Here is a 13,281-nt window from a genome sequence, read left to right as displayed (position 1 = left end):
TATGCGGCGTGGCATAGCGGCCACCGCGCTGGTCGCGACCCTGGCGCTCGCGGCTACGGCTTGCGGCGGTGACACCAAGGGCGACGGTGGCGACACGAAGGCCGGCGGAGAGCTCTCCGGCACGGTCACGTGGTGGGACACCTCCGGCGACGCCGAGAAGGCGACCTTCCAGAAGATCGCCGAGGCCTTCACGGCGAAGCACCCGAAGGTCACGGTCAAGTACGTCAACATCCCGTACGGCGACGCGCAGAACAAGGCCAAGAACGCCTTCAGCAGCGGCTCCGACGCTCCCGACGTGATCCGCGCCGACGTCGGCTGGGTCGCCGACTTCGCCTCGCTCGGCTACCTCGACGAGGTCCCGGCGGACGCGGCCAAGAAGGTCGACGCCGAGTTCCTCCCGCAGGCCGCGGCCAGCGGCAAGTTCGAGGGCAAGACCTACGCCGTCCCGCAGGTCATCGACACCCTCGGCCTCTTCTACAACAAGAAGATGCTTGCCGACGCCGGCGTCCAGCCCCCCACCACCCTGGAGGAGCTGAAGACCGCCTCGGCGGCCGTCAAGGCCAAGACCGGCAAGCCCGGCTACTACCTGCGCGGCGACGACTCCTACTGGTCCCTGCCGTTCATCTACGGCGAGGGCGGCGACCTGGTCGACGCGAAGACCAAGACGGTCACCGTCGACAACGCGGCCGGCGTCAAGGCCTTCAAGGCCGCCCGCGACCTGGTCAGCTCCGGCGCGGCGATCACCAACGCCACCGACGGCTGGAACAACATGCAGACGGCCTTCAAGTCCGGCGAGGTCGCCATGATGATCAACGGCCCCTGGGCCGTCGCCGACACCTACGCCGGTGACCAGTTCAAGGACAAGGCCAACCTCGGCGTCGCCGCCGTCCCGGCCGGCTCCGCCAAGGCCGGTTCCCCGCAGGGCGGCCACGACCTCGCCGTCTACGCCGGTTCCAAGAACCGCTCCGCCGCGCACGCCTTCGTCGAGTACATGACCTCGCAGGACGTGCAGGTGCAGTCCACCAAGGAGCTCAGCCTGCTCCCGACCCGGACCGCCGCCTACGAGCAGCCGGACGTCAAGTCCAGCGAGATGGTCAAGTTCTTCAAGCCGGCCGTGGACAAGGCCGTCGAGCGCGCCTGGATCCCGGAGAACGGCGCCCTCTTCGAGCCGCTGAAGGTCGAGTGGACCAAGGCGGTCACCGGTGCCTCCACCCCGGAGGACGCGGCCAAGGCGGCCGGCACCGAGTTCCGCAAGATCCTCAAGGGCTGGAAGTAACGAGAAGATGGCTGCTCACACCAGCCAGTCGGTGGCGAAGGCCGCGGGCGACGTCGAGGACACCGACGACGCCCGCGGCCGGAGCCGCTGGACTGACAGCAGGGCCACCGGCCGCAGCGGCGGTGGACTGGGGCGCGCCCTCGCCACCCACTGGTACGCCTGGGCCATGGTCACCCCCGTGGTGCTCGTCCTCGGCGTGATCATCGGCTGGCCGCTCGTCCGCGGCGTCTACCTGTCGCTGACCGACGCCAACGAGCGCAACGTCGGCCGGACGATCGGCGCCAACCACATCGAGGCGACGTACGAGTTCGTCGGCCTCGACAACTACGCCGACGTCCTCACCGACCCCGTGTTCCTGCAGCGGCTGGTGTGGACCGTCACCTGGACCGTGCTGTGCGTGTCGATCACCTTCACGCTCGGCCTGGTCCTGGCCAACATGCTGAACCGCGAGTTCCGCGGCCGCGCCGCCTACCGGATGGCCCTCATCCTGCCCTGGGCCGTCCCCGGCTTCGTCTCCGTCTTCGCCTGGCGGTTCCTCTTCAACCGCGACAACGGCATCCTCAACAAGCTCCTCGACGGCGGCGGGATCTCCGCGATCCCGTGGCTCGACGACCCGACCTGGGCCAAGGTCGCCGTCATCAGCGTCAACGTCTGGCTCGGCGTCCCCTTCATGATGGTCGCCCTGCTCGGCGGCCTCCAGTCGATCCCCGGCGAGCTCTACGAAGCCGCCGAGATGGACGGGGCCTCCGCCTGGCAGCGCTTCCGGCACATCACCGTGCCGGGGCTGCGCTCGGTGAGCATGACGGTGATCCTGCTCTCCACCATCTGGACCTTCAACATGTTCCCGGTGATCTTCCTGCTCACCCGGGGCGGTCCGGGCGACGCCACCGAGATCCTGGTGACCCAGGCCTTCAAGGAGGCCTTCATTTCGAGCCCGCGCGACTTCGCCGGCTCCGCCACCTGGGGCGTGCTGATCCTCGCCCTGCTCATGATCTTCGCGCTGGTCTACCGGCGCTCGCTGCGCAAGCAGGGAGAGGTGTGGTGACCGTGACCACTCGTACGTCGGCCCCCGCGCGCGGCAAGCGCTCCCCGCTGGCCTCCGTCGGCCTGCACACCACCCTGCTCGCGGCCTCCGTGATCGCCGTCTTCCCGGTGCTGTGGGTCGTACTGACCTCGCTCAAGCCCGCGAAGCACGCCATCACCACGGACTTCGTCAAGGAACCCACCTTCGACAACTACCGGTACCTGGTGGAGGAGACCTCCTTCTTCACCTGGTTCGGCAACTCCGTCCTGGTCGCCGGCATCACCACCGTCCTCGGCGTGTTCATCGCGGCCACCACCGGGTACGCCGTCAGCCGGTTCAAGTTCCCCGGCATGAAGCCGCTGATGTGGACCCTGCTCATCACGCAGATGTTCCCCATGGCCATCCTCATCGTCCCGCTCTACAACCTCATGGGACAGATGGGGCTGCTCAACCAGCCGCTCGGCCTGATCATCACCTACCTCACCATCGCGGTGCCGTTCTGCGCCTGGATGATGAAGGGGTTCTTCGACACCATCCCGATCGAGATCGACGAATCCGGCCGGGTCGACGGGCTCAACCCCTTCGGCACCTTCTGGCGCCTCATCCTCCCGCTGGCCAAGCCCGGTCTCGCGGTCACCGGCTTCTACTCGTTCATCACCGCCTGGGGCGAGGTCGCGTACGCCTCCGCCTTCATGGTCGGCGACGAGAACCTCACCCTGGCCGGGGGCCTGCAGACCTTCGTGACCCAGTACACCGCCAACTGGGGTCCGATGACGGCCGCCTCGGTCCTCATCGCGATCCCCGCGGCGCTCTTCTTCCTCTTCGCCCAGCGTCACCTCGTCGCCGGGATGACGGCAGGCGCGACCAAGGGCTGACCCCCTTCGGGCGAGCGCCGACCGGCCGCTCGCGACCAGGGCTGACCTCCCTGCCTGCCCCCTCTCACCCCCGGCCCGATCTCTTCAAGGACGACATGACCCAGCACCTCGCCGACGCTCTTCCCACCACGACCGGCACCACGCCCGGCTGGTGGAGAGAAGCGGTGATCTACCAGGTCTATCCGCGCAGCTTCGCCGACAGCAACGGGGACGGGATGGGGGACCTCGAAGGCGTCCGGCGCCGGCTCCCCTACCTCAAGGAACTGGGCGTCGACGCCGTCTGGCTCAGCCCGTTCTACGCCTCCCCGCAGGCCGACGCGGGCTACGACGTCGCCGACTACCGGGCCATCGACCCGATGTTCGGCACCCTGCACGACGCCGACGCCGTGATCCGCGAAGCCCACGCCCTGGGCCTGCGGATCATCGTGGACCTCGTCCCCAACCACTGCTCCGACCAGCACGAATGGTTCAAGCAGGCGCTGGCCGAGGGCCCCGGCACCCCGCTGCGCGAGCGCTTCCACTTCCGCCCGGGCCGGGGCGCCGACGGCACCGAGCCGCCCAACGACTGGGAGTCCATCTTCGGCGGCCCCGCCTGGACCCGTGTCGCGGACGGCGAGTGGTACCTGCACCTCTTCGCCCCCGAGCAGCCCGACTTCAACTGGGAACACCCCGCCGTCCAGGACGAGTTCCGTTCCATCCTGCGGTTCTGGCTCGACCTCGGCACCGACGGCTTCCGCATCGACGTCGCCCACGGCCTCGTCAAGGCCCCCGGCCTGCCCGACCTCGGCCGCGACGAGCAGCTCAAGCTGCTCGGCAACCAGGTGCTGCCCTTCTTCGACCAGGACGGCGTCCACGAGATCTACCGCTCCTGGCGCACCGTCCTCGACGAGTACGCCGGCGACCGCATCGGCGTCGCCGAGGCCTGGACGCCGAGCGCCGACCGCACCGCCCTGTACGTGCGGCCCGACGAGCTGCACCAGGCCTTCAACTTCCACTACCTGGGCACCGGCTGGGACGCCGAGGCGCTGCGCGCGTCGATCGACGACTCCCTCGACGCGATGCGTCCGGTGGGCGCCCCGTCGACGTGGGTGCTGTCCAACCACGACGTCGTACGTCACGTCACGCGCTACGGGGGCGGCGAGCAAGGGCTGGCCCGGGCGCGGGCGGCCGCGCTGCTGATGCTGGCCCTGCCCGGTTCGGCGTACGTCTACCAGGGCGAGGAACTCGGCCTGCCCGAGGTCACCGACCTCCCCGACGAGGTGCGCCAGGACCCCTCCTTCTTCAAGGAGAACGGCCAGGACGGGCTCCGCGACGGCTGCCGGGTGCCGCTGCCCTGGTCCGGCACCGAGGCCCCGTACGGCTTCGGCGACGGCGGCAGCTGGCTGCCCCAGCCCGCGCAGTGGGCCGGGCTGAGCGTCGAGGCCCAGACGGGCGACCCGGCCTCCACGCTGGAGCTGTACCGGGCGGCGCTGCGGATCCGCCGGGAGCGGGCGGACCTGGGCGCGGGCGACGCGGTGGAGTGGCTGGCGGCGCCGGCCGGCGTGCTGGCGTTCCGCCGCGGCGACTTCGTCTGCACCGTCAACACCACGGGCGAGGCCGTACGCCTCACCCCGCCCGGGACGGTCCTCCTCGCCAGCGCCGCCCCGGCCGATCCCGCGGTCCTCGGGGCCGACACGGCGGTGTGGTGGCAGGTGTGACCTCCCCGCTACGGCTGACGGACATCGCCGCGCAGGCCCAGGTCAGCGAGGCGACCGTCAGCCGGGTGCTCAACGGCAAAACGGGCGTCGCGGCCGGCACCCGGCACAAGGTGCTGGCCGCGCTCGACCTGCTCGGCTACGAGCGGCCGGTGCGGCTGCGCCGCCGCAGCAACGGCCTGGTGGGCCTGCTGATCCCGGAGCTGACCAACCCCATCTTCCCGGCGTTCGCGCAGGTCATAGAGCAGGCACTGGCGGGCCACGGCTACACGCCGGTGCTGTGCACGCAGACCCCGGGCGGGGCCACCGAGGACGAGCTCGTGGAGCAGCTGGTGGAGCGGGGGGTCACCGGGATCATGTTCCTGTCCGGGCTGCACGCGGACTCGGCGGCGGACCCCTCCCGCTACCAGCGGCTCTCCTCCCGGGGCATCCCCTTCGTCCTGATCAACGGCTTCAACGAGCAGGTCAACGCCCCGTTCATCTCCCCGGACGACCGGGCGGCCGCGGACATGGCGGTACGTCACCTGGCGGACCTGGGGCACCGGCGGATCGGCCTCGCCATCGGGCCGACGCGGTACGTCCCGTCGGCCCGCAAGGAACAGGGCTTCGTGGCGGCCGTCCCCGGGGCGGAGGCCGAGGGGCTCATCCAGCGCACCCTGTTCACGGTGGAGGGCGGCCACGCGGCGGGCGGCGCCCTGCTCGACCGCGGCTGCACGGGCATCGTCTGCGGCAGCGACCCGATGGCCCTCGGCGTCATCCGCGCGGCCCGAGGGCGGGGGCTGCGGGTGCCCGAGGACGTCTCGGTGGTCGGCTTCGACGACTCCCCGCTGATCGCCTTCACGGATCCCCCGCTGACCACCGTCCGCCAGCCGGTCCGCGCGATGGCGACGGCCGCGGTCGGCGCCCTCCTGGAGTCGGTCGCGGGCACCCCGGTCCAGCGCACGGAGTACGTCTTCCAGCCGGAACTGGTGGTCCGCGGCTCCACGGCGCAGGCGCCGTAGCCCCCGGCGCCGCCCCGGTCGCCCCGCCCCGCCCGCCTGCCCCGGGCGGAGGCGAGGGGCGGGGACATGCCTCGGAAACAATTCTGCAATCTCTTGCGCAAAGTCTTGCAGTGCTCCTACCTGGCCCCTACGGTCGCTCCAATCCCCACCTCTTCCGCCAGGAGGCCCCCGCATGCCTGCCAGAGCTGTCAGAGCTGCGACCCTGTTCGCCGCCACCGCGCTCGCCGCCGCCACCCTGACCGCCGTCGGGCCGCAGGCCGTTGCCGCGCCGCCCGGGGAGAAGGACGTCACCGCCGTCCTGTTCGAGTGGCGCTTCGACTCCGTCGCCAAGGCCTGCACCGGCTCCCTCGGGCCCGCCGGGTACGGGTACGTGCAGGTTTCGCCGCCGCAGGAGCACGTACAGGGCGGGCAGTGGTGGACCTCGTACCAGCCCGTCAGTTACAAGATCGCCGGGCGGCTCGGGGACCGGGCCGCCTTCAAGGCGATGGTCGACACCTGTCACGCCGCCGGGGTCAAGGTCGTCGTCGACTCCGTCGTCAACCACATGGCCGGCCCGGCGGACGCGGGAGCCACCCTCACCGGGACCGGGGGGTCTTCGTACACGAAGTACGGCTACCCGGGGCTCTATTCGGGCGCCGACATGGACGACTGCCGGGCCACGATCTCCAACTACCAGGACCGCGCCAACATCCAGAACTGCGAGCTCGTGCAGCTCGCCGACCTGGACACCGGCGAGGACTACGTGCGCGGGCGCATCGCCGGGTATCTCAACGACCTGCTCTCGCTCGGCGTGGACGGCTTCCGGATCGACGCCGCCAAGCACATCCCCGCCGCCGACCTCGCCAACATCAAGTCCCGGCTGACCAGCCCGGGCGCGTACTGGAAGCAGGAGGCGATATACGGGGCCGGTGAGGCCGTCTCGCCCGGCGAGTACCTGGGGAACGGGGACGTGCAGGAGTTCCGGTACGCCCGGGACCTCAAGCGGGTCTTCCAGAGCGAGGACCTCGCCCACCTGAAGAACTTCGGCGAGGCCTGGGGCTACCTGCCGAGCGGGCAGGCCGGGGTCTTCGTCGACAACCACGACACCGAGCGCGGGGGCGACACCCTCAGCTACAAGGACGGTTCCGCCTACACGCTGGCCAGTGTGTTCGCGCTGGCCTGGCCGTACGGGGCGCCCGACGTGCACTCCGGCTACGAGTGGACCGACAAGGACGCCGGACCGCCGAACGGGGGCACGGTGAACGCCTGTTACGCCGACGGCTGGAAGTGCCAGCACGCCTGGCGGGAGATCTCCTCCATGGTCGGCTTCCGCAACGCGGCCCGCGGCCAGTCCGTCACCGACTGGTGGGACAACGGGGGCGACCAGATCGCCTTCGGGCGCGGCACCAAGGCGTACGTGGCGATCAACCACGAGGGTTCCGCGCTGACCCGGACCTTCCAGAGCTCGCTGCCGGGCGGCGACTACTGCGACGTGCAGAGCGGGCGGACCGTCACGGTCGGCTCTGGCGGGCAGTTCACCGCCACCCTCGGCGCCGGGACCGCCCTCGCCCTGCACACCGGGGCCCGTACCTGCGCATCCACCCCGGCGGGGTCCGCGGGGGCCGCCTTCGGAGTCAGCGCCACCACCGTTCCCGGGCAGAACATCTACGTCACCGGTGACCGCGCCGAGCTCGGCGGCTGGAACACCGGGAGCGCCCTGAAGCTCGACCCGGCGGCCTATCCCGTCTGGAGGCTCGACGTGACGCTCCCGGCCGGCGCCGCGTTCTCGTACAAGTACCTCCGCAAGGACGCCGCCGGAAACGTCACCTGGGAGAGCGGCGCCAACCGCACCGCCACCGTGCCCGCGAGCGGCAGGGTCACGCTGACCGACACCTGGCGCGGCTGAGCCCTCGCCCCACCGACCAGGGCCGCCCGGCACCATCATCCCCGCCACGCCGGGCGGCCCTCATCCGTGCGACACGTACACAAGGAGACCCGCCTTGATACGCCCTGCCGCAGGAGTGCTCGCCGCCGCCCTGGCCGTGACGCTCCTGCCCTCCCTCCCCGCCGCGGCAGCGGCCGCCCGGCCGCCCGCACCGCCCTCGGACGCGAAGCTGGCCGCCGAGCCGGCCCGGCACGACCTGACCCGGGAGCAGTTCTACTGCGTCCTCCCCGACCGGTTCGCGAACGGCGATCCGCGCAACGACCGGGGCGGGCTGACCGGCACCCGGCTGGAGACGGGCCTGGACCCCACGGACAAGGGCTTCTACCAGGGCGGTGACCTCAAGGGGCTGACCGACCGGCTCGACTACATCAAGGGGCTCGGCACCACCGCCATCTGGATGGCGCCGATCTTCAAGAACCAGCCGGTGCAGGGGAAGGGGGCCGATGCCTCCGCCGGGTACCACGGGTACTGGATCACCGACTTCACGCAGGTCGATCCGCACTTCGGCACCAACGCCGACCTGGAGCGGCTGATCGACAAGGCGCACGGGAAGGGGATGAAGGTCTTCTTCGACGTCATCACCAATCACACCGCCGATGTGGTGGACTACCGGGAGGCGTCCCACTCGTACCTGTCGAAGGGGGCGTTCCCCTATCTGACCAAGGACGGCGTGCCCTTCGACGACGCCGCGTACGCGGAAGGCAAGGGGAAGTTCCCCCGGACCGACGCCGGCTCCTTCCCGCGCACCCCCTTCGTCCCCGACGCGAAGAAGGACCTCAAGGTCCCGGCCTGGCTCAACGACCCGACGATGTACCACAACCGGGGTGATTCCACCTTCGCCGGGGAGTCCTCCGAGCAGGGCGACTTCGCCGGCCTCGACGACCTGTGGACCGAGCGTCCCGAGGTGGTGAGCGGGATGGAGAAGATCTACGAGAAGTGGGTCAAGGACTTCCGTATCGACGGCTTCCGGATCGACACGGTCAAGCACGTCAACACCGGCTTCTGGACCCAGTGGGCGACGGCCCTCGACAAGTACGCCGCCCAGCGCGGCCGGAAGAACTTCTTCATGTTCGGCGAGGTCTACTCCGCCGACACCGCCGTCACCTCCCCGTACGTGACGCGCGGGCGCCTCGACGCCACCCTCGACTTCCCGCTCCAGGACGCGATCCGCGCGTACGCCTCCCAGGGCGCGGGAGCCGGCCGGCTGGCCTCCGTACTGGGCGAGGACTACCGGTACACCACCGACAAGGCCAACGCCTACGAACAGGTGACCTTCCTCGGCAACCACGACATGGGCCGCTTCGGGACCTTCCTGAAGCAGGACCGGCCGGGGGCGGGGGAGCCCGAGCTGCTGGACCGGTACCGGCTCGCCAACGAGCTGATGTTCCTCTCCCGGGGCAACCCGGTGATCTACTCCGGTGACGAGCAGGGGTTCACCGGCGCGGGTGGCGACAAGGACGCCCGCCAGCCGCTGTTCGCCTCCCGGGTCGCCGACTACCTGGACGACGACCAGCTCGGAACGGCGCGCACGCACGCGAGCGACGCTTACGATCCGGGACACCCGCTCTACCAGCAGATCAGTGCGCTCTCCAAGCTGACCAAGGAGCACCCGGCCCTGCGCGACGGCGTCCAGAGTGAACGTTTCTCCGATGGCTCCGTCTACGCCTTCGCCCGCACCGACAGCCGCACCGACACCCGCGGCCGCACCGAGTACCTGGTCGCCGCCAACAACGCCGCCGAGTCCCGGACCGTCGAGATCGACGCCCCGGCCGGCGCCCAGTACCGCACCCTGTACGGCGGCACCGCCCTGATCCGTGCCTCCGCCGCCGGCAAGCTCACCGTCGTCGTCCCCGCCCTCGGCTCGGTGGTCCTCCAGGGCCTTGCCCCGCTCGCCGCCCCCGCCACCAGGCCCGCCCTCACCCTGAGGGCCCCGGCGGCGGCCACCGGCACCGTCGAACTCTCCGCCGACGTCACCGGCGGCGGCCTGAACCGGGTCGTCTTCGCCGCCCAGGCCGGCAACGAGCCCTGGCAGGTGCTCGGCTCCGCCGACCACGCCCCGTACAAGGTCACCCAGCACGTCACCGCCCCGGCCGGCACCGCCCTGCGCTACAAGGCCGTCGTCATCGACGCCGCCGGCCGCACCGCGAGCGCCCTCGCCGCGTCCGTCGCGGGCCAGGCCCCGCCCGTCCCCGTCCCCACCGCCACCCAGCGCGACTACGCCGTCGTCCACTACAACCGCCCCGACGGCGACTACACGAACTGGCGGCTGTACGCCTGGGGCGACATCGCCGACGGGGAGTCCACCTCCTGGCCGGAGGGACACGGCTTCACCGGCCGCGACGCCTACGGCGCCTTCGCCCACGTCAAGCTCAAGCCCGGCGCCTCCTCCGTCGGCTACCTCGTCATCGACAAGGACGGCGCCAAGGACGTCGCCGCCGACCGCGCCATCGACGTCACCCGCACCGGCGAGATCTGGCTGGAGCAGGGCAAGGAAGCCGCCCGCACCGACCGCCCCGCCACCCCGCCGGCCGACCAGAGCAAGGCCGTCCTGCACTACCAGCGCCCCGACGGCGCCCACGACGGCTGGGGCCTGCACGTCTGGACCGGCGCCGCGAACCCCACCGACTGGTCCAAGCCGCTGCCGCCCACCCGCACCGACTCCTACGGCGCGGTCTACGAGGTCCCCCTCGCGGCCGGCGCCACCAGCCTGAGCTACATCCTCCACAAGGGGGACGAGAAGGACCTCCCCTCCGACCAGTCCCTCGACCTCACGGCCACCGGCCACGAGGTCTGGATGCTGGGCGGCCGGGCCGCCTACCTCCTCCCGCAGCCCGCCGGCTCCTCCGCCGCCCTGGACCTCACCAAGGCCCAGGCCGTCTGGATCGACCGCGACACCCTCGCCTGGAACGCCCCCGCGGCCGCCGCCTCCGTCCAGCTCCTGGCCTCCCGCGAGGGCACGGTCAAGGCCGCGAACGGCACCCTCACCGGCGGCGAGAGCGCCCGGTGGCTGCGCCTGGCCAAGTCCGCGCTCACCGAGGCACAGCGGCGAAAGTTCCCGCACCTGGCCTCGTACACCGCCTACACCGTCGATCCCCGTGACCGGGAGCGCGTCCGCGAGGCCCTGCGCGGCCAGCTCGTCGCGAGCGCCCGCGCCGCGAACGGCGCCGTGCTCGCCGCGACCGGCGTCCAGCTCGCCGGCGTGCTCGACGACCTGTACGCGACGAACGCCCGGCTCGGCCCGGTCTTCGAGGGCGGCCGCCCGACCCTCTCCGTCTGGGCCCCCACGGCCCAGCAGGTCTCCCTCGAACTCGACGGCCGCACCCTCGCGATGCGCCGCGACGACACCACCGGCGTCTGGTCGGTGCGCGGCGAGCGCGGCTGGACCGCAAAGCCCTACCGCTACGCCGTCACCGTCTGGGCCCCGAGCACCGGGCAGACCGTGCGCAACCTGGTCACCGACCCATACTCCACGGCCCTGACCACGGACTCCACGCACAGCCTGGTCGTGGACCTCGCCGACCCGAAGCTCGCCCCGCCCGGCTGGCGCGACCTGCGCAAGCCCGCCGCCGTCCCGTTCGCCTCGGCGCAGATCCAGGAGCTGCACATCCGCGACTTCTCGGTCGCGGACCGCACGAGCGGGCACCCCGGCCAGTACCTGGCCTTCACCGACACGGACTCGGCGGGCATGAAGCACCTGCGCTCGCTGGCCGCCTCCGGCACCTCCTACGTCCACCTCCTGCCGGCCTTCGACATCGCCACCGTCCCGGAGAAGCCCTCGGACCGCACCGAACCCGCCTGCGACCTCAAGGCGTACGCGCCGGACTCCGAGGAGCAGCAGGCCTGCGTCACCGCCGCCGCGGCGAAGGACGCGTACAACTGGGGTTACGACCCGCTGCACTACACCGTGCCCGAGGGCTCGTACGCGAGCGACCCGAACGGCACCGCCCGCACCGTCGAGTTCCGCAGGATGGTCCAGTCGCTGAACGGCGCCGGACTGCGGACCGTCATGGACGTGGTCTACAACCACACCGTGGCCTCCGGCCAGGCGGACAAGTCGGTCCTGGACCGCATCGTGCCCGGCTACTACCAGCGGCTGCTCGCCGACGGCAGCGTGGCCACCTCCACCTGCTGCTCCAACACCGCGCCCGAGAACGCCATGATGGGCCGGCTCGTCGTGGACTCCGTCGTGACCTGGGCGAAGGAGTACAAGGTCGACGGCTTCCGCTTCGACCTGATGGGACACCACCCGAAGGACAACATCCTGGCCGTCCGCGCGGCCCTGGACGCCCTGACCCTCCGCAAGGACGGGGTGGACGGCAAGAAGATCGTCCTCTACGGCGAGGGCTGGAACTTCGGCGAGGTCGCCGACGACGCCCGCTTCGTCCAGGCCACGCAGAAGAACATGGCCGGCACCGGCATCGCCACCTTCTCCGACCGGGCCCGCGACGCGGTGCGCGGCGGCGGCCCCTTCGACGAGGACCCGCGCGTCCAGGGCTTCGCCTCGGGGCTGTTCACGGCGCCGAACTCCTCGCCCGCCAACGGCACTCCCGAGGAGCAGCGGGCCCGGCTGCTGCACGACCAGGACCTGATCAAGGTCGGACTGTCCGGGAACCTCGCCTCGTACGTCTTCACGGACACCTCCGGCCGCCGGGTCAAGGGCTCCGAGGTGGACTACAACGGCGCCCCGGCCGGGTACGCGGCCGCTCCCGGCGACGCGCTCGCCTACGTGGACGCCCACGACAACGAGTCCCTCCACGACGCCCTGACCTACAAGCTGCCGCAGGGCACCCCGGAGGCCGACAAGGCCCGTCTCCAGGTGCTGGCGATGGCCGTGAGCACGCTCTCGCAGGGCCCGTCCCTGTCCCAGGCGGGCACCGACCTGCTGCGCTCCAAGTCCCTGGACCGCAACTCGTTCGACAGCGGGGACTGGTTCAACGCCATCCACTGGGACTGCGGCGACGGCAGCGGCAACGGCTTCGGCCGGGGCCTGCCGCCGGCGGCCGACAACCGGGCGAAGTGGCCGTACGCCAAGCCCCTGCTGAGCGGCCCCGCACCCGCGTGCGCCGACATCACGGGCGCCTCGGCGGCCTACCGGGACCTGCTGCGGATCCGTACGACGGAACCCGCCTTCGGCCTCACCACGGCGCAGGCGGTCCAGTCCGCCCTGGGCTTCCCGCTGTCGGGCAAGGACGAGACCCCGGGCGTGATCACCATGACGCTGGGGGACCTGGTGGTGGTCTTCAACTCCACGCCCGCCGCCGGGCGCCAGCGCGTACCGGACCTCGCGGGCCGGGCCTACGCCCTGCACCCGGTCCAGGCCGCCGGCGCGGACGCGGCCGTGAAGCGGTCCGCCTACGACGCCGCGACGGGGGAGTTCACGGTCCCGGCCCGTACGGTCGCGGTCTTCAAGCGGTCCTGATCCGAAGGACGAAGCGGCGGCCATGGTCCGCCGCCGCTTCGTCACGGGCCGTCCCGCCGCCCGATGCC

Annotated in this window: 7 protein-coding genes; all 7 read left to right on the top strand. The window is 71.5% G+C overall.

The window, feature by feature from the left end:
* The first annotated feature begins 1 nt into the window (after window position 1).
* The 7 genes from EES41_RS12050 to pulA all read left to right on the top strand — a co-directional run bounded on the left by EES41_RS12050 (window position 2) and on the right by pulA (window position 13,213).
* Window positions 2-1,276, top strand: coding sequence for an extracellular solute-binding protein (locus tag EES41_RS12050; RefSeq protein WP_123077950.1), 1,275 nt, complete (start codon window positions 2-4; stop codon window positions 1,274-1,276).
* Between the two features lie 7 nt (window positions 1,277-1,283).
* A complete protein-coding gene (locus tag EES41_RS12045; protein WP_123077948.1) occupies window positions 1,284-2,321 on the top strand; it encodes a carbohydrate ABC transporter permease in 1,038 nt (345 codons plus the stop codon).
* Entirely contained in the window at window positions 2,318-3,175 is an 858-nt protein-coding gene (locus EES41_RS12040; RefSeq protein WP_123077946.1) for a sugar ABC transporter permease, read from the top strand. Before EES41_RS12045 ends, EES41_RS12040 begins: the two co-directional genes overlap by 4 nt.
* Before the next feature lie 95 nt (window positions 3,176-3,270).
* Window positions 3,271-4,872: a glycoside hydrolase family 13 protein gene (locus EES41_RS12035; protein ID WP_123077944.1), complete on the top strand. Its 1,602-nt coding sequence runs from the start codon at window positions 3,271-3,273 to the stop codon at window positions 4,870-4,872.
* Complete coding sequence (locus EES41_RS12030) at window positions 4,860-5,870, top strand: LacI family DNA-binding transcriptional regulator (RefSeq protein WP_254211412.1); 1,011 nt, start codon at window positions 4,860-4,862, stop codon at window positions 5,868-5,870. The genes EES41_RS12035 and EES41_RS12030 overlap by 13 nt, the downstream gene beginning before the upstream one ends.
* A 172-nt stretch (window positions 5,871-6,042) precedes the next feature.
* The gene (locus tag EES41_RS12025) at window positions 6,043-7,755 is read left to right on the top strand and encodes a carbohydrate-binding module family 20 domain-containing protein (RefSeq protein ID WP_123077940.1); all 1,713 of its coding nucleotides are present in this window, start codon (window positions 6,043-6,045) and stop codon (window positions 7,753-7,755) included.
* Window positions 7,756-7,852: 97 nt separating this feature from the next.
* On the top strand, window positions 7,853-13,213 hold the full coding sequence (gene pulA, locus EES41_RS12020) for a pullulanase-type alpha-1,6-glucosidase (protein WP_254211753.1): 5,361 nt from the start codon (window positions 7,853-7,855) through the stop codon (window positions 13,211-13,213).
* The last annotated feature ends 68 nt before the right edge of the window (window positions 13,214-13,281 follow it).

This window comes from Streptomyces sp. ADI95-16 (assembly GCF_003721495.1).
Classification (GTDB): Bacteria; Actinomycetota; Actinomycetes; order Streptomycetales; family Streptomycetaceae; genus Streptomyces; species Streptomyces goshikiensis.
Note: the sequence above shows the minus strand (reverse complement) of the source record. Positions and strands in the feature narration are given on the sequence as shown.